This is a genomic window from Micromonospora sp. PTRAS2 (genome assembly GCF_054052245.1).
Genome location: NZ_JBSWBU010000002.1, coordinates 205,773 through 223,289, shown reverse-complemented (window position 1 = coordinate 223,289; position 17,517 = coordinate 205,773). Strand labels below are relative to the sequence as shown.

General features: G+C 74.4%; 17 protein-coding genes. 15 read left to right on the top strand and 2 right to left on the bottom strand.

What is annotated here, in order from left to right; translation table 11 throughout:
* Positions 1–90: 90 nt before the first annotated feature.
* Both ACVMYR_RS06950 and ACVMYR_RS06945 read right to left on the bottom strand, forming a co-directional pair.
* Positions 91–540 carry a ferritin-like domain-containing protein gene (locus ACVMYR_RS06950; RefSeq protein ID WP_431893836.1) on the bottom strand — a complete coding sequence of 150 codons (450 nt, stop codon included), beginning with the start codon at positions 538–540 and terminating at the stop codon, positions 91–93.
* Positions 537–1,040 (bottom strand): hypothetical protein, encoded by a 504-nt coding sequence (locus ACVMYR_RS06945; protein ID WP_457121375.1) that lies wholly within the window; start codon positions 1,038–1,040, stop codon positions 537–539. Before ACVMYR_RS06945 ends, ACVMYR_RS06950 begins: the two co-directional genes overlap by 4 nt.
* Before the next feature lie 173 nt (positions 1,041–1,213).
* Between ACVMYR_RS06945 and rimP the strand changes: the two genes are divergently transcribed.
* The 15 genes from rimP to ACVMYR_RS06870 all read left to right on the top strand — a co-directional run bounded on the left by rimP (position 1,214) and on the right by ACVMYR_RS06870 (position 17,443).
* Entirely contained in the window at positions 1,214–1,921 is a 708-nt protein-coding gene (gene rimP / locus ACVMYR_RS06940) for a ribosome maturation factor RimP (RefSeq protein WP_457121374.1), read from the top strand.
* Positions 1,918–2,961 (top strand): transcription termination factor NusA, encoded by a 1,044-nt coding sequence (gene nusA, locus ACVMYR_RS06935; RefSeq protein WP_043962410.1) that lies wholly within the window; start codon positions 1,918–1,920, stop codon positions 2,959–2,961. The genes rimP and nusA overlap by 4 nt, the downstream gene beginning before the upstream one ends.
* Positions 2,962–2,977: 16 nt before the next feature.
* Entirely contained in the window at positions 2,978–3,310 is a 333-nt protein-coding gene (locus ACVMYR_RS06930) for a YlxR family protein (protein WP_077936697.1), read from the top strand.
* A 93-nt stretch (positions 3,311–3,403) separates the two neighbouring features.
* Positions 3,404–6,427 (top strand): translation initiation factor IF-2, encoded by a 3,024-nt coding sequence (infB, locus tag ACVMYR_RS06925; RefSeq protein WP_228987082.1) that lies wholly within the window; start codon positions 3,404–3,406, stop codon positions 6,425–6,427.
* Positions 6,428–6,517: 90 nt separating this feature from the next.
* Entirely contained in the window at positions 6,518–6,811 is a 294-nt protein-coding gene (locus tag ACVMYR_RS06920) for a DUF503 domain-containing protein (protein ID WP_043962412.1), read from the top strand.
* A 136-nt stretch (positions 6,812–6,947) separates the two neighbouring features.
* A complete protein-coding gene (rbfA, locus tag ACVMYR_RS06915; RefSeq protein ID WP_457121373.1) occupies positions 6,948–7,451 on the top strand; it encodes a 30S ribosome-binding factor RbfA in 504 nt (167 codons plus the stop codon).
* Positions 7,448–8,488 carry a DHH family phosphoesterase gene (locus ACVMYR_RS06910; RefSeq protein ID WP_043962413.1) on the top strand — a complete coding sequence of 347 codons (1,041 nt, stop codon included), beginning with the start codon at positions 7,448–7,450 and terminating at the stop codon, positions 8,486–8,488. The genes rbfA and ACVMYR_RS06910 overlap by 4 nt, the downstream gene beginning before the upstream one ends.
* Positions 8,489–8,552: 64 nt before the next feature.
* Positions 8,553–8,960 (top strand): hypothetical protein, encoded by a 408-nt coding sequence (locus ACVMYR_RS06905; protein ID WP_043962414.1) that lies wholly within the window; start codon positions 8,553–8,555, stop codon positions 8,958–8,960.
* Positions 8,960–9,169: a DUF6186 family protein gene (locus ACVMYR_RS06900; protein ID WP_176734147.1), complete on the top strand. Its 210-nt coding sequence runs from the start codon at positions 8,960–8,962 to the stop codon at positions 9,167–9,169. The genes ACVMYR_RS06905 and ACVMYR_RS06900 overlap by 1 nt, the downstream gene beginning before the upstream one ends.
* Before the next feature lie 536 nt (positions 9,170–9,705).
* Complete coding sequence (locus ACVMYR_RS06895) at positions 9,706–10,218, top strand: AAA family ATPase (protein WP_457121372.1); 513 nt, start codon at positions 9,706–9,708, stop codon at positions 10,216–10,218.
* 180 nt (positions 10,219–10,398) lie between these two features.
* Complete coding sequence (locus ACVMYR_RS06890) at positions 10,399–11,727, top strand: MATE family efflux transporter (RefSeq protein WP_077936702.1); 1,329 nt, start codon at positions 10,399–10,401, stop codon at positions 11,725–11,727.
* 116 nt (positions 11,728–11,843) lie between these two features.
* On the top strand, positions 11,844–12,728 hold the full coding sequence (gene truB, locus ACVMYR_RS06885) for a tRNA pseudouridine(55) synthase TruB (RefSeq protein WP_043962416.1): 885 nt from the start codon (positions 11,844–11,846) through the stop codon (positions 12,726–12,728).
* An 84-nt stretch (positions 12,729–12,812) separates the two neighbouring features.
* Positions 12,813–13,748, top strand: a complete 936-nt coding sequence (locus tag ACVMYR_RS06880) for a bifunctional riboflavin kinase/FAD synthetase (protein WP_043962417.1) — start codon at positions 12,813–12,815, stop codon at positions 13,746–13,748.
* A 629-nt stretch (positions 13,749–14,377) separates the two neighbouring features.
* Positions 14,378–14,647, top strand: a complete 270-nt coding sequence (rpsO, locus tag ACVMYR_RS06875; protein WP_043962418.1) for a 30S ribosomal protein S15 — start codon at positions 14,378–14,380, stop codon at positions 14,645–14,647.
* Positions 14,648–15,061: 414 nt separating this feature from the next.
* Entirely contained in the window at positions 15,062–17,443 is a 2,382-nt protein-coding gene (locus ACVMYR_RS06870) for a polyribonucleotide nucleotidyltransferase (RefSeq protein WP_353899047.1), read from the top strand.
* The last annotated feature ends 74 nt before the right edge of the window (positions 17,444–17,517 follow it).

Genomic DNA, 17,517 nt, shown 5'->3' with positions numbered 1-17,517 from the left:
GCTCCGAAGTATGCATACCTGGTATGCCGCCCGCAATCGCGGGTCCCGCCGGGGCGACCAGCGCAAACGCTGCGGTCCCGGTCAGCGCGGTCAGGTGGGGCGGCCGGGGAAGGCCACGGTGACGGGAGTCACCCCGGCGGTGCGCCGCCACCGGGTGGCCCGGACCGCGCAGTCGGTCAGCGCCGCGAGGGCCCGGTTGCGGTCCTCGCCCGCGGTGTGCGGCAGCGCCGCGCGCCAGAAGGCGGCGGTGCGTTCCTCCACCTCCACCGCCAGCCGCAGCGCGCTCGCGGTGTCGGTGACGGGGAACGGCAGCGTGTATCCGGCCTTGTCGGCGGGGACGGTGCCGCCGGCCGCGCTGAGCTGGAGCACCAGCGCGTCCCGCCGGGACCGGTGCGCCGCCTCGGCGCGGCGGGCGGCCGTGCGGGCGGCGTCGGCGAGGCGCACCCCGATCACCCCGTACGCCCAGACCGCGGCGTACTCGGCGGTGAGCGCGCCGCCCAGGGCCTCGGCCGGGCCGGACGGTGCCTGGCGGTGTCTCACTTCAGCGCCTCCACGTGGGTCGCCCGCGCGGCGGCGATCGAGCCCACCAGGGCGGCCCGGTCGGCCGGGGCCTCGGCACAGAGCTTCGCGGCCGCCTCGCGCCCACCCTGCTCGGCCTCGCGCAACGCGGCCAGCACCGCCGCCCGGTCGCCGGTGGTGGCCTCCGGCGACGGCCCAGGCGAGGCGGCCAGGCGGCCCGTCAGCTTCGCCAGTTCGGCGGCGTGCGCCTCGTGGGCGTCGGCGATCGGGGTGAGCAGCGGGGCCAGGCCCGGGTCGGCGGCCAGGGCGGCGCGGTGCCGGGCGGCCAGCTCGCGGGCCTGCGTGGCGAGGGGTTCGAGCGGGTCGGGGGCCTGGTCCAGCCGGTCGCCCCGGTCGAGAAGGTCGCAGCCGGTCAGCGGCGCGACGGCCGCGCCGAGCGCCAGGAGCGCGCCCGCGCGCAGGAGGTTTCGCCGGGAATGCCCGAGTGCTCGGTCGTGCGGTGTCGTTCTGCGCCTTGCCACCGGACAAGTCAACACCATCGGAGCGGACACGTGGGTCAGGGGCGTCGGTGCGCCGCCCGGCCCGCCGCGCCGCAGGCGCGTTACGCTCTGCGCAGCCACCGGCGCGTCTGCCCCGGTGGCGTGCCGGCATGGCGTCCCGACCGGGCGTCGTCGTTCACGAAGGGGTGCGCCAGATGACGCAACGGGGCCGTACCACCAGGTCGACGGGGCCGACGGGGAGACCCCGACGCGCCGACGGCCCTCGTGGTGGTGACCGCGTCGGCGGCCCCCGGGTGGACCTCGCCGCGCGGCGGTCGCGGTTGCGCGCGGTGATCGAGCCGGTGGTCAACGGGGCCGGGTACGACCTGGAGGACGTCTCCGTCTCCCGGGCCGGCCGCCGGCACGTGGTGCGGGTCATCGTCGACGCCGACGGCGGGATCAGCCTGGACGCCGTCGCCGACGTCTCCCGGGCCGTCTCCGCCGCGCTCGACGCGGCCGAGGAGTCCGGCGGCGACATCCTGGCGGGCGAATACCAGCTGGAGGTCAGCTCCCCCGGGGTGGACCGCCCGCTCACCCTGCCCCGGCACTGGCGGCGCAACGTCGGCCGGCTGGTGAAGGTGACGGTCCGGGCCCCGCTGCCCGGGCAGCGCGCCGAGCAGCCCGCCGGCGACCGGCAGGTCACCGGCCGGGTGGTCGAGGCCGACGACGAGCGCGTGGTGCTGGAGACCGACTCCGGCCGCGCGGAGTTCGCCCACGCCGAGCTCGGCCCCGGCCGGGTGCAGGTGGAGTTCCACCGCCTCGACGAGGTGGCCGACGACGAGCTCGACGAGATCGCCGACGACGAGTCCGGCGACAGCTCAGACATCGACGACGAAGATGATGTGGAGGACGAGGAGAGGTGAACATCGACCTCGCGGCGCTGCGCGCACTCGAGCGCGAGCGGGAGATCCCGTTCGACACGATCCTCGCGGCGATCGAGACCGCGCTGCTGACCGCCTACCGGCACACCGACGGGGCCGAGCCGCACGCCCGGGTCGAGATCGACCGCAAGACCGGCGCGGCCCTGGTCTACGCCCAGGAGCTGGACGACGACGGCACGGTGGTGCGGGAGTGGGACGACACCCCGCACGACTTCGGCCGGATCGCGGCCATGACCGCCAAGCAGGTGATCCTCCAGCGGCTGCGGGAGGCCACCGACGAGGTGCACTTCGGCGAGTACGTCGGCCGCGACGGCGACCTGGTCACCGGCGTGGTGCAGGCGCACGAGGCGCGCAGCGAGAAGGGCATCGTCAGCGTCGACCTGGGCAAGCTGGAGGGCGTGCTGCCGCAGTCGGAGCAGGTCCCCGGCGAGCGGTACGCCCACGGCGAGCGGATCCGCTGCGTCGTGGTGCATGTCGCCAAGGGCATGCGCGGCCCCCAGATCACCCTGTCCCGGTCCCACCCGGCGCTGGTGAAGAAGCTGTTTGCCCTGGAGGTGCCGGAGATCGCCGACGGCACCGTGGAGATCGGGGCCATCGCCCGGGAGGCCGGCCACCGCACGAAGATCGCGGTGCGTTCCACCACGCCGGGCGTCAACGCCAAGGGTGCCTGCATCGGCCCGATGGGGCAGCGGGTCCGCGCCGTGATGAGCGAGCTGCACGGCGAGAAGATCGACATCATCGACTGGTCGGACGATCCGGCGACCTTCGTCGGCAACGCGCTCTCGCCGGCCAAGGCGCTGCGGGTCGAGGTGGTCGACCTGGCCACCCGGACGGCCCGGGTGACCGTGCCGGACTTCCAGCTCTCCCTCGCGATCGGCCGGGAGGGGCAGAATGCCCGGCTTGCCGCCCGATTGACCGGTTGGCGGATCGACATCCGCTCGGACGCGGAGCAGGCGACGACGGCCGCGCGGGGCGGGGCTGATCACGTCCGGGAGCCGGGCGGCGCGATCTCGGGCAGCTAGGGGTAGACTTCTTCCAGTGGTACGACGCGCGCTGCCGGAGCGCACCTGTGTGGGCTGCCGGCGACGTGCGCCGGCCAGCGAATTGCTGCGGATCGTCGCGGTCGGCGACGAGGCTGGTCACAGCCTCCGGCCCGATCCGGCTCGCAGGCTGCCGGGTCGGGGAGCGAACATGCACCCGGATCCGGCCTGCTTCGCGCTGGCAGTGCGCCGCCGTGCCTTCGGGCGCGCGTTGCGCGTCACCGGGGTCGTCGACCACGGTGTGCTGGCCGAGCACGTCGATGCGCCAACCACTACGTCCGGTCATCCCGACCGGGCGAGGGTCGCTAGCAAGGTAGGACGACCGACATGAGCACACGATGAAGTCCCTGAAATGACCAGGCTTCAAGTGCAGGAGTGAGGTCGCTGCGGGTGCTGCCCGCACGACCTCGGAGTGAGGAGTGCAGTGGCAGGTAAGGCCCGCGTACACGAGCTTGCCAAGGAGCTCGGGGTCGAAAGTAAGACAGTTCTCGCCAAGCTGAAGGAAATGGGCGAGTTCGTGAAGTCCGCGTCCAGCACCGTCGAGGCGCCCGTCGCCCGTCGGCTGCGCAACGCCTTCGTCGCCTCCGCCGGCTCGCCGGCGCCGTCCGCCCCTTCGGCGGCCAACCAGAGCCCGACGTCGACCCCGACTCCGACGCCGTCCCCGACCCCGGGTGCCCCCCGGGTCACGGCGAAGCCGATGCCGCCCCGGCGGCCCGGCCCGCCGACCCCCGGACCGAAGCCCAAGGGCCCGGTCCCCGGCCCGCCGCAGCCGGCGACCCCGGTCGCCAAGCCGGCGAGTGCCCACGACATCGAGGTGGCCGCCGCCGAGGCGCGCGCCGCCGCGCTGAAGGCCGAGCAGGAGGCTGCGGTCAAGGCCGCCCAGGCCGCCCGCCAGCAGCAGCGTGAGAACGTCCGCCGGGAGCCTCCGGCGGAGGGCGGTCCCCGTCCCGGCCCGCGTCCCGGTCCGGGCGCGATGCCGCCCCGCCCGGGTTCCCCGGCCGCCGGTCGCCCCGGTGGCCCGGGTCAGGGCCAGGGCCCCGGCGCCCGGCCGGGCGGTCGTCCGCCGGCGCGCGGCGCCGGTAACAACCCGTTCGGCATCCAGGGCGGTCAGCAGCAGCAGCGGCCCCCGGCCGCCGGTGCCGGTGGCCCCCGGCCCAGCCCGGCGGGGATGCCGCCGCGGCCGAGCCCGGCCTCCATGCCGCCCCGGCCCAGCCCGGCCTCCATGCCGAGCCAGCGTCCCGGCCGGCCCGGTGGCCCCGGTGGCCCCGGCGCGGGTCGTCCCGGCGGTGGCGGCGGAGCCGGTCGTCCCGGTGGCGGCGGTGGCTTCCGCGGCGGTCCCGGTGGCGGCGGCGGTGGCGGTGGCTTCCGCGGCGGTCCCGGTGGCGGCGGCGGTGGCGGTGGCTACCGTGGCGGTCCCGGTGGCGGCGGCGGTGCCCCCGGCGCCGGTGGCGGTTTCCGGCCGGGTGGCCCGGCCGGCGGCGGTGGCCGTCCGGGTGGTGGCGGTCGCGGCCGTGGCGGCGGCGCCGCGGGTGCCTTCGGGCGTCCGGGCGGCAAGCCGACGCGGGGTCGCAAGTCCAAGAAGCAGCGCAGACAGGAGTTCGACAACCTGTCGGCCCCGACCATGAGCTCGGGTGCCCCCCGGGGTCAGGGTCAGGTCGTCCGGCTCTCCCGTGGCGCGTCGCTGTCGGACTTCGCCGACAAGATCAACGCCAACCCGGGTTCGCTGGTCCAGGAGATGTTCAACCTGGGCGAGATGGTCACCGCGACCCAGTCCTGCTCCGACGAGACCCTGCTGCTGCTGGGTGAGCACCTCGGCTTCGACGTGCAGATCGTCAGCCCGGAGGACGAGGACCGCGAGCTGCTCGCGCAGTTCAACATCGACCTCGACGCCGAGGTCGCGGAGGACCGCCTGGTCAGCCGTGCGCCGGTCGTGACCGTCATGGGTCACGTCGACCACGGTAAGACCAAGCTGCTCGACGCGATCCGCAAGGCGAACGTGGTCGCGGGCGAGGCCGGTGGCATCACCCAGCACATCGGCGCCTACCAGGTCCACGTCCCGCACGAGGGCGAGGACCGGGCGGTCACCTTCATCGACACCCCGGGTCACGAGGCGTTCACCGCCATGCGTGCCCGTGGTGCCCAGGTCACGGACATCGTGGTCCTGGTGGTGGCGGCCGACGACGGCGTGATGCCGCAGACGATCGAGGCGCTCAACCACGCCAAGGCGGCGGACGTGCCGATCGTGGTGGCGGTCAACAAGGTCGACAAGCCGGAGGCCAACCCCGACAAGGTCCGCCAGCAGCTGACCGAGTACGGGCTGGTCGCCGAGGAGTACGGCGGCGACACCATGTTCGTCAACGTGGCCGCGAAGCCGGGCATCGGCATCGACGAGCTGCTCGAGGCCGTCCTGCTCACCGCCGACGCGTCGCTGGAGCTCACCGCTCCGATCGACGGGCCGGCGCAGGGTGTGGCCATCGAGGCCCACCTGGACAAGGGCCGGGGCGCGGTGGCGACGGTGCTGGTGCAGAAGGGCACCCTGCGGGCGGGCGACTCGATCGTCGCCGGTGGGGCGCACGGCCGGGTCCGGGCGATGCTCGACGAGAACGGCAACCAGGTCGCCGAGGCGGGCCCCGCCCGTCCGGTGCTGGTGCTCGGTCTCACCGCGGTCCCCGGGGCGGGCGACACCTTCCTCGCGGCGGCCGACGACCGCACGGTGCGGCAGATCGCCGAGCAGCGGCAGGCACGGCGGCGGGCGGCGTCCTTCGCCAACTCCCGCGGCCGGGCCACCCTCGAGACGCTCATGGAGCAGCTCAAGGAGGGCGAGAAGACCTCGCTCAACCTGGTGCTCAAGGGCGACGTCTCCGGTTCCGTGGAGGCGCTCGAGGACGCGCTGTTCAACCTCGACATCCCCGAGGAGGTCCAGCTCCGGATCATCCACCGGGGCGTGGGCGCGATCACCGAGAGCGACGTCATGCTCGCGAGCGCCTCGTCCGAGGCGGTCACGATCATCGGCTTCAACGTGCGGGCCGCCAACAAGGTCCGCGAGATCGCCGACCGCGAGGGCGTGGAGATCCGGTACTACACCGTCATCTACCAGGCCATCGAGGAGATCGACGCCGCGCTCAAGGGGCTGCTCAAGCCGGAGTACGAGGAGGTCGAGCTGGGCAGCGCGGAGATCCGCGACGTGTTCCGCTCGTCCAAGGTCGGCAACATCTCCGGCTGTATCGTCCGGTCGGGCATCATCCGCCGCAACGCCAAGGCGCGGCTGCTGCGGGACGGGTCGGTCGTGGCGGACAACCTCACGATCAGCTCCCTCAAGCGGTTCAAGGACGACGCGACGGAGGTCCGCGAGGGCTTCGAGTGTGGTCTGACGCTGGGCGGTTACAACAACGTCCAGGTCGGCGACGTCATCGAGACCTTCGAGATGCGGGAGAAGCCGCGCGCCTGACGCGTCCGACGCACTGATCGAGGGGTTTACGCCCGCAACGGCGTAAACCCCTTGATCATGCGGGGGTCACCGCGGGTATCGTCCGGGGCGATGTTCACCGGAACCGTGGTCTTCGACCTGCTGCTGCCGGGCGACTCCCGGTCGCTCAAAACCAAGAGATCCTACGTACGGCCGATCGTGGCGGCGCTGCGCCGCTTCGAGGTGTCGGCCGCCGAGGTGGGGGCGCTCGACCTGCACGGTCGGGCGGAGATAGCCGTGGCCGTGGTGGCCGCGGAGGGCGCGCACGTGCGCGAGGTGCTCGACTCCTGCGAGCGCCTCGTGGCGGGCCGCCCGGAGGTCGAGCTGCTGTCGGTCCGCCGACGCCTGTACGGCGACGACGACTGACCGTGCGGCGGTGCCGCCCTGCACCGGCGGCCGGCCCGATCGCGAAGGTAATGTTCGAACTGTTGGCCGGTCGGATCCGGCGGCGCCCCGCGCCGCCGGATCCGACCGGAAGTCCGACGCCGTGGAGGTGGGCGAGATGACGGATCCGGCCAAGGTACGCCGGCACGCGGAGCGCATTCGCGAACTGGTCGCGTCGGTGGTGCGGAGCCAGATCAAGGACCCGCGGCTCGGCATGATCACCATCACCGACGCCCGGATCACCGCCGATCTGCGCGACGCCACGGTGTTCTACACCGTCCTCGGTGACGCGGCGGCCCAGTCCAGCACGGCGGCGGCGCTGGAGAGCGCCAAGGGGATGCTGCGCAGCACGGTCGGCAAGGCCCTCGGGCTGCGCCACTCGCCGAGCCTGACGTTCGTCCTCGACGACGTGCAGGACCAGGTCAAGCAGATCGACGACCTGCTCGCGGCGGCCCGCCACGCCGACGCCGAGGTGCAGCGCCTCGCCGCCCAGGCCAAGTACGCCGGCGACGCCCAGCCGTACCGGCTCGACGAGGACTCCGACGAGGCCGACGACGAGGCCGACGAGGTCGCGGGCTCCGCCGCCGGCTCCGACGCACCGCGCGGCGCGGACCGGCCGTGACCGACCCGGCGGCCGGGGCGGCCGGCACCGGGCCCGGGGAGGCCGACTGGGCGGCGGCCGTGGCGGCCGTACGCGACCTGCCGGCCGACGCGCAGGTCCAGCTGATCTGCCACGTCAACCCCGACGGCGACGCGCTGGGCAGCATGCTCGGCTTCGGGCTGGGGCTGCGCCAGCTCGGCGTACGCCAGCTCCGGGCGACCTTCCCCGGCCCGCCGGAGGTGCCGGAGCCGTTCCGCGCGCTGCCGGGCCTCGACCTGCTGGTCCCCGAGGAGGACGCGTACCCCGCGCCGGACCTGGTCGTCTGCTTCGACGCGGCGAGCGAGTCGCGGCTCGGCGGCCTGGTCGACCGGCTCGCCACGGCCGGCACGGCGCTGGTGCTCGACCACCACGCGTCGAACACCCGGTTCGGCGGGATCAACCTCGTCGACCCCCGGGCCGCGGCCACCTCCGTGGTGGCCGAGGAGCTGCTGGCCCGCCTCGGGGTGCGGCTGGACGCGGGGATCGCCGAGGGCCTCTACGTCGCCCTGACCACCGACACCGGGTCGTTCCGGTTCGAGGCGACCACCCCGGCGGTGCACGAGCTGGCGGCGCGGCTGCTGGCCACCGGCATCCGCCCCGGCGACATCTCCCGCCGGGTCTTCGACACCCGGCCCTTCGGGGCGGTGCGGCTCTTCGGCGAGGTGATGTGCCGGGCCCGCCTGGAGCCCACGGCGGCCGGGGGCAACGGCCTGGTCTGGACGTACGCCACGCTCGACGACCTGGCCCGGCACGACCAGCGACCGTACGTGCTGGAGGCCCTGATCGACTCGGTGCGGTGCACCGCCGAGGCGGACGTGAGCTGCGTGGTCAAGCAGGTCCGCCCCGACGAGTGGGCCGTCTCGATGCGCAGCAAGGGCGCGGTGGACGTCAGCCGGGTCGCGGTCGCCCTCGGCGGCGGCGGCCACACGTTCGCGGCCGGCTTCACCGGCCGGGGCAGCGCCGACGACGTGGTGGCCAGCATCCGCGCCGAGCTGGACAAGGCACTGATCGAGGCGTAGATCAGGGACGACTCCGGGGGGTGTCGGCCTTCCTGCGCTGCGTGATGGCGGGGAGAATCGGGGGATGGAGCACCCGAGCGAGCTCTCCGTCGCGGAGACCCGGGCGTGGGAGCGCCCCGTGGTCACCGTGCCGGTGCTGGTCTGTCTCTCCCTGGTCGGCGGGCAACTGCCCTCGTTCTCCGCCTCGGCGAACCTCTACACCCTCGGCACCGGGGGAGCGTTGATCTGGCTGGGCCTGGGCAACCGGGTGCCGCGCCGGCCGGCGCCGCGCCGGCTCGGCGCGGGGGCGGTCTGGTGGGTGCTTCCGGTGGCCGTGTTCGGCGTCTTCGAGGGGGTCACCTTCGTGCTGGCCGTCGGCGACGAGTTCCCCACCTTCTCCCGGCTGGCCGACCCCCTGCTGGAGGACGAGCTGGTCCGTTCCGCGGCCTGGTTCGCCTGGCTGGCCGCGTTCTGGGGGCTGGTGCGGCGATGATGCGGGCCCTCGCCATCGGTGGCTTCCTCACCGCCCTGGCGCTCTTCGCCGCCGTCGAGTGGGCGGCCCGCCGCCCGGGTTCGCGCATCCCGTCGCTGGCCGACGTCTGCGCCTACGTCATGCGATACGAGGTGGGCCCGGTCCCCGTCGGCCGGATCGGCCTGTTCGGCTTCTGGTGGTGGCTCGGCTGGCACTTCCTCGCCCGCTGACCGGGGTGCCGACCGTGCTCCCCCGGTGGCCGGTGCGGGTGCCCGGCCGGCACCTCGCGGGCAGCCCTCGTCGCGTCCAGATGGCGGGAACAGTGGGCAGCATGTGGACCTGAACGATAACTTGGGAATCGATCGGTGCCGTGGCTGCGGCGCTGGTCCGCAGGCGGTGGCGTCGCACCCGACGCCGCCTCCCCCCAGGGTCGGACCGACCCCGGCGCACGCGTCCAGACCGGCCGCTCCGGTGATCCCGGGCCGCCGACGGGCGTCCAGCACGACCGGCCGTCGGGCCACCGTGTCCCCGTGACCCGCATCCCTGGAGGGAATCACCATGCCCAGCAAGCCCAAGCCCGAGAACACCGACGAGGCGCGCGAGCAGGCCCGCCGCGCGCTCCAGACGTCGATGGACACCCGTCAGTGACCCACGTCGACCGGCGGTGATGCCGCCGACGCCCCGCGCCGTCGGCATCACCGCCCGACCGGTCCCGCCCGACCGGTACGCCCCCTGAGCCCTCTCGCCCCGGCTACCCTCGTCGGTCATGCGGCGGATCCTGGTCGTCGGCAGCTCCGGTGCCGGCAAGAGCACCCTGGCCCGCGCGGTCGCCGGGCGGCTCGACCTGCCGCTGGTCCACCTCGACCGGCACTACTGGCGGCCCGGGTGGATCGCCCCCGACCACGCCGTCTGGCGCACCACCGTCGCCGAGCTCGCCGCCGAGCCCGCCTGGGTGATGGACGGCAACTACGGCAGCAGCCTCGACCTGCGGCTGCCCCGCGCCGACCTGCTCGTCCTGGTGGACCTGCCCTGGCCGCTCTGCCTCGCCCGGGTCGTCCGCCGCCGCTGGGCCCGCCGCTCGTCCGGCCGCCCCGATCTGCCCCCCGGCTGCCCCGAGCGCCTCGACCTCGACTTCCTCGGCTACGTCGTGCGCTATCCGCGCCGGTCCCGCCCGCGGGTGCTCGCCGCAGTGGCCGCCCATGCCCCGGGGCTGCCGGTGGTCCGGCTGCGCAGCCCCGCCCAGGTGCGCCGCTGGCTGGCTCTCCTGCCGTCCCGCTGAGCACCCCGGCCCGCGGTCGACCCCGCGCTGCGTCGGCCCCGGAACCGGACCCCGCCGCCGAACGGCCGTGCCTGCGCCGCGACCACCTCGGCGAGCATCCGCCGGAAGGCGGGCGTGGGCCATGAGTAAGGAATCGTCGGTCTTGCAGCCCTTACCCGGATCGTGTCAGGATCGGCGTCGATGACTCAACCCGCCCCCGCCCCGTCCGCCGTCGCCTCGCCGCGCCGGATCGCCGTGCTGGCCCTGCCCGCGCTCGTGGTGCTCGCCGCCGAGCCGCTCTACGTGCTGGTCGACACGGCGGTCATCGGCCACCTGGGCCGGGTGCCGCTGGCCGCGCTCGCCGTCTCCGGCACCGTGCTGACCCTGATCGCCTGGTTGGGCACCGTCCTGGCGTACGGGATCACCGGACGGGCGGCCCGCCGCTTCGGCGCCGGTGACCGCTCCGCCGCCGTCGCGGAGGGGGTGCAGGCGTCCTGGCTCGCGCTCGCGGTGGGGGTGCTGGTCGCGGCCGGCATGCAGTTCGGCGCGGGCCCGCTGGCCGAGGCGCTCGCCGGTCCCGGGGAGGTCGCCGACGCGGCGGCACGGTGGCTGCGGGTCGCCGCGCTCGGCGCGCCCGGCCTGCTGCTCGCCGCCGCCGGCAACGGCTGGCTGCGCGGTGTGCAGGACACCCGCCGGCCGCTGTGGTTCGTGCTCGGCCCCAACCTGCTCTCCGCGGTGCTCTGCGTCCTGCTGGTCTATCCGGTCGGCTGGGGGCTGACCGGCTCGGCGGTGGCGAACGCGCTGGCGCAGACCCTCTCCGGCGGCCTGTTCGCCGCCGCCCTGGCCCGCGAGCGGGTGGCCCTGCGGCCCCGCCTACGGGTGATCCGCCAGCAGTTGGTGCTCAGCCGGGACCTGCTGGTGCGGGGCGTCGCCTTCCAGGCGAGTTTCCTGTCCGCCACCGCCGTGGCCGCCCGGTTCGGGGCGGCGGCCGTCGGCGGGCACCAGATCGCCGTACAACTGTGGTTCTTCACCGCCCTGGTGCTCGACGCCCTCGCGATCGCCGCGCAGGCGCTGGTCGGGGCGGCCCTCGGTGCCGGCGACGCCGCCGTCGCCCGGGCCCTGGCCCGCCGGATGGCGCTGCTCGGCGCGGTCTGCGGCGTGGCGTTCGCGGTGCTCATCGCCGCCGGGGCAGGCGTCGTGCCCGGCCTGTTCAGCTCCGACGACCAGGTACGCGGGCAGGCCGCGGTCGCCTGGCCGTGGCTGGTGGCGTTGCAGCCGATCGGCGGCGTGGTGTTCGCCCTCGACGGGGTGCTGATCGGCGCGGGTGACGTCCGCTACCTGCGCAACCTGACGATCGTCGCCGCGCTCGGCGGGTTCCTGCCGGCGATCTGGCTGGCGTACGCGTTCGACCTGGGTCTCGGCGGCATCTGGGCCGGCCTGACGCTGTTCGTGCTGCTCCGGCTGGCGGCCCTGCTGCTGCGACTGCGCTCCGGCGGCTGGGCGGTGGTCGGCGCCGTGCGGGGGATGTAAGGAAGGGCCCCCTGTTAACGCATTTGGTAGAGAAGGGCACCCTTCTCACCAGGGGTGCGCCGCATTGTGCCGTGCGGTGGCGGGGGGCGTGACGCCGTCTGGCAGGCTTGGCGGTCGTGAGCGCAGACGGTCTGATCGTGGTCGACAAGCCCGGCGGCATGACGTCGCACGACGTGGTGGCGCGGATCCGTCGCCTGGCGCGCACCCGGCGGGTCGGGCACGGCGGCACCCTCGACCCGATGGCCACCGGCGTGCTGGTGATCGGGGTCGGTCGGGCCACCCGGCTGCTGACGTACGTCATCGGCGCCGGGAAGAGCTACGCCGCCACCGTACGGCTCGGGCAGGCCACCGTGACCGACGACGCCGAGGGGGACGTGATCACCGTCACGCCCGCCGACGCCGTCGCCGACGAGGCGGTCCGGGCGGCGTTCGCCGCGCTCACCGGCGACATCGACCAGGTGCCGAGCGCGGTGAGCGCCATCAAGATCAACGGCGAGCGGGCGTACAAGCGGGTGCGCGACGGCGAGAGCGTCGACCTGCCCGCCCGCCGGGTCACCGTCAGCCGCCTCGACGTGCTGGCCGTCCGCCGGGACACGCCCGGCGTGGTGGACGTGGACATCGACGTGACCTGCTCGTCCGGCACGTACATCCGGGCGCTGGCCCGGGACGCGGGCCTGGCGCTCGGGGTCGGCGGCCACCTCACCGCGCTGCGCCGTACGGCCGTCGGCGGTTTCGCCCTCGGCGAGGCCGCGACCCTCGACGAGCTGGAGCGGCGCGCCCCCGAGGTGGTGAACCTGCCCCTCGACGCGGCGGCCGACCGGTTCTTCCCGCGCCGGGAGGCCACCGCCGACGAGGCGAAGGTGCTCTCCCACGGCGGCCCGCTCGACCCGGTCGGGATCGCCGGGCCGTACGCCGTCTTCGGCCCCGACGGCGCTTTGATCGCTATCGTCAGCGAGCGGGACGGTCGGGCGCGCGCGGAGATCGTGCTCGCCCCGGCGTGACGGCGGGGACAGGTGACCGCCGGCCCCGGCCGGCGGGGTACGACCGGCCGAGGCCGGCAGGGGCAACGACAGGGGAGGAGCGTCATGCAGCGGTGGCGGGGGTACGACGCCACGCCCGACGGCTGGGGCAGTTCGGTCGTCACCATCGGCGTCTTCGACGGCGTGCACAGGGGCCACCAGGCGACGATCGGGCACACCGTGGCCCGCGCCCGTGAGCTGGGGGTGCGGTCGGTGGTGGTGACGTTCGACCCCCATCCGGCCGAGGTGGTCCGCCCCGGCTCGCACCCGGCGGTGCTCACCGAGCTGACCCGCAAGGCCGAGCTGATCGAGGCGTTGGGCGTGGACGTGCTCTGCGTGGTGCCGTTCACGCCGGAGTTCTCCCGGCTGCCCGCCGACGCGTTCGTGCACGACATCCTGGTCGAGCACCTGCACGCCACCCTCGTGGTGGTGGGGCAGAACTTCCGGTTCGGGCACCGGGCGGCCGGCGACGTGGCGCTGCTGGAGGAGCTCGGCCGGACGTTCGGCTTCGCCGTCGAGGACGCGCCGCTGGTCGCCCAGGACGACACCGTCTTCTCGTCCACGTACATCCGGGCCCGCATCGACGCCGGCGACGTCGCCGCGGCGGCGGCCGCGCTCGGCCGTCCGCACCGGCTGGAGGGGGTCGTGGTCCTGGGCGACCAGCGCGGCCGGGAGCTGGGCTTCCCGACGGCCAACCTGCTCTGCCACCCGCACGCGGCCGTGCCCGCCGATGGCGTCTACGCCGGCTGGTTCCTGCGCAAGGACGGCCGGGAGCGGATGCCCGCCGCGATCTCGGTGGGGACCAATCCGACGTTCTCCGGCCGGGACCGGCGGGTCGAGGCGCACGTGCTGGACTTCTCCGGCGACTTGTACGGCGAGCGGGTGGCCCTGGACTTCACCGAGCACGTGCGCGGCCAGGTGCGGTTCGACGGGGTGGAACCGCTGATCGCCCAGATGAACCAGGACGTGGCGCGGATCCGCCGGATGCTGGGCATCGCCTGACCGTCAGGCCGGGTCGGCCCAGCGGCCGGTTGGCGGCGTGCCCCATCGGTCGGGTCGCCGCCATGTCGGCGGGTGTGGCGCCGCCATGCCTCCGGGTGTGGCGCCGCCGTGGCGCGCGGGCAGCCGCCGCGGCGCGCGGGCAGCCGCCGCGGCGCGCGGGCAGCCGCCATGTCGCGCGGGCAGGCCGCCGCCATGTCGGCGACATAGCGGCTTCCCGCCGCCGGGATACCCCCATGTCGCCGCCATGGCGTGCGGGCAGCTCGCGGGCAGCCGCCGCGGCGCGCGGGCAGCTCGCGGGCAAGCCAGCCAGGCGTGGCGCGCCGGCAACTCGCCGACGTGGCGCGCGAGCGGCTCGCCGGCCGGCGGAAGCGCCCGCCGGGCCCGCGCCAAGGCCCGCCCACCAAGGCCCACCAAGGCCCGCCAAGGCCCGCCAAGGCCGGCCGCCGGGCCCGCCCGGCCGGCCTTGGCGGGCGGTTCCGCGCGGGGCTGGTAGGCTGGCTGGGACGTCGGCTGACCGACGTGGGGCCTCGCGTGCCTGCACGACGCCGCGGGAGCGAGGAGCCGGTCCGTTTCCGGTCCCCTGACCGATCCGACGGACATCACCGAACAACCCACGAAACAGGGAGAACATGGCGCTCGACCAGGAAGCCAAGGCCAAGATCCGCGCGGAGTACGCGACCGCCGAGGGCGACACCGGCTCGCCGGAGGTGCAGGTCGCGGTCCTCACCAAGCGGATCGCCGAGCTCACCGAGCACCTGAAGGTGCACAAGCACGACCACCACAGCCGCCGTGGGCTGCTGCTGCTGGTCGGCCGTCGCCGTCGGCTGCTCAACTATGTCCAGAAGAAGGACATCAACCGCTACCGGTCGCTCATCGAGCGGCTCGGCCTGCGCCGATGACGTCACGGGGGAGCGGCCCGCGCGGGCCGCTCCCCCGTTCGGCGTCCACCACCTGAGCGCCCGTTCAGGCGTCCGGGATCGGGCGGAACAGGCCATCGGGCCGGAGGGAAGGTCCGGAAGGAACCACCTCCCGGTGACCGAAGGAACGGCCCTCACGGTCTGAGGGCACTGAAGAACAACCGGGCACTGAAGAACAACCGGATACGAAGAACGGCCCTCAGGGTTTGAGGGCACGAAGGAACAACAGGGGCCGCGCGACCACCCGACAGGGAGCCGGTCAGCGTACCGGTCTCCGGTAGTGGCCCCCGGGAGCCCCGGCAGTCGCCGGCACCCCGGGCGCTTCGATCGAAGACCGGCCGTCTGAGCAGCTCCCCGCGTCGCGGACCCCCCGATGCGAAGGAGCACCACCGCACTATGACCGAGCACAACCTCGGCACCGAGTCCCGCACCGCCGTGATCGACAACGGGTCCTTCGGCACCCGCGAGATCACCTTCTCCACCGGCCGGCTGGCCCGCCAGGCCGCCGGCTCCGTCGTCGCCCAGCTCGGCGAGACGGTCGTCCTGTCCGCCACCACCGCCGGCAAGCAGCCGAAGGAGCAGTTCGACTTCTTCCCGCTGACCGTCGACGTCGAGGAGCGGATGTACGCCGCGGGCCGGATCCCCGGCTCGTTCTTCCGCCGTGAGGGCCGGCCCAGCGAGGACGCGATCCTCACCTGCCGGCTGATCGACCGGCCGCTGCGCCCGTCGTTCGTCAAGGGCCTGCGCAACGAGGTCCAAGTCGTCGAGACCGTCCTCGCGCTCGACCCGCAGCACCCGTACGACGTGGTCGCGATCAACGCCGCGTCGATGTCGACCAAGCTCTCCGGCCTGCCGTTCTCCGGCCCGATCGGGGCGACCCGCGTCGCGCACGTGGACGGCCAGTGGGTAGCCTTCCCGACCCTGGAGGAGCTGGCCCGGGCCACCTTCGACATGGTCGTGGCCGGCCGCACCCTCGCCGACGGCGAGGTCGCGATCATGATGGTCGAGGCCGAGGCGACCCCGCACGCCGTGACCCTGATCGCGGGCGGCGCCACCGCGCCGACCGAGGAGGTCGTCGCCAGCGGCCTGGAGGCCGCCAAGCCGGCCATCCGCGAGCTGTGCCGCGCGCAGAGCGAGCTGGCCGAGGTGGCCGCCAAGCCGGTCGCCGAGTTCCCGGTCTTCCTCGACTACCAGCCCGACGTCTACGACGCGGTGGCCGACGTGGCCCGCGCCGAGGTGGCCGAGGCCCTCAAGATCGCCGGCAAGGCCGACCGCGAGGAGGCCCTGGACCGGATCAAGGCCAAGGTCGCCGAGGAGCTGGGCGGCCGTTTCGAGGGCCGGGAGAAGGAGCTGTCCGCCGCGTTCCGGTCGCTGACCAAGTCCGAGGTCCGCAACCGGGTGCTGCGCGAGCAGGTCCGGATCGACGGCCGGGGCCCGCGTGACATCCGCCCGCTGACCGCCGAGGTCGGCGTCCTGCCCCGCGTGCACGGCTCGGCGCTGTTCGAGCGCGGCGAGACCCAGATCCTGGGCGTGACCACCCTCAACATGCTGCGCATGGAGCAGATGGTGGACACCCTCTCGCCGGAGAACCGCAAGCGTTACATGCACAACTACAACTTCCCGCCGTACTCGACCGGTGAGACCGGCCGGGTCGGCTCGCCGAAGCGGCGCGAGATCGGCCACGGCGCGCTCGCCGAGCGGGCGCTGATCCCGGTGCTGCCCTCGCGCGAGGAGTTCCCGTACGCCATCCGGCAGGTCTCGGAGGCGCTCGGCTCCAACGGCTCCACCTCGATGGGCTCGGTCTGCGCCTCGACGCTGGGCCTGCTCTCGGCCGGTGTGCCGCTGAAGGCGCCGGTGGCCGGCATCGCCATGGGCCTCATCTCCGACGAGGTCGAGGGCAAGACGCGGTACGTGACGCTGACCGACATCCTCGGTGCCGAGGACGCGTTCGGCGACATGGACTTCAAGGTCGCCGGCACGCCGGAGTTCGTCACCGCCCTCCAGCTCGACACCAAGCTCGACGGCATCCCGTCGGACGTGTTGGCCGCCGCGCTGCAGCAGGCGTACGAGGCCCGGCAGACCATCCTCGACGTGATGCAGCGGGCCATCGAGGCGCCGGCCGAGATGTCGGAGTACGCGCCGCGGGTCACCACCGTGAAGATCCCGGTCGACAAGATCGGCATGGTGATCGGCCCGAAGGGCCAGACGATCAACGCCATCCAGGACGAGACCGGCGCCGAGATCTCCATCGAGGACGACGGCACCATCTACGTCGGCGCGACCAACGGCCCGTCGGCCCAGGCCGCCGTCGACCGGATCAACGGGATCGCCAACCCGACCCTGCCGAAGGCGGGGGAGCGGTTCCTGGGCACGGTGGTCAAGACCGCCGCGTTCGGCGCGTTCATCTCGCTGCTGCCGGGCCGCGACGGCCTGCTGCACATCTCCAAGGTGGGCGACGGCAAGCGGGTCGACAAGGTCGAGGACTTCCTCAACGTCGGCGACAAGGTCGAGGTGGAGATCGCGGACATCGACGCCCGCGGCAAGATCTACCTGGACAAGGTCCGCCCGGAGGGCGCCGAGGCGCCGGCCGCCACCGGCGAGGTCGCCGGCGACGAGCGTCCGGCCGGCCGGGGCGGCGACCGGGGCCCGCGTGACCGTGGGGACCGCGAGCGCGGCGACCGGGGCGGTCGTGGCCCGGGCGGCGGCGAGCGCGGCCAGGGCGGCGGCGAGGGCGGCGAGGGCGGCGAGCGTCCGCGCCGCCGGACCCGGCACAGCTGACGTTCCCACCACCACCACCGCCGGCCGCCCGGGACGGGCGGCCGGCGGCACCGCACCACCCACCCCTCGTCGAA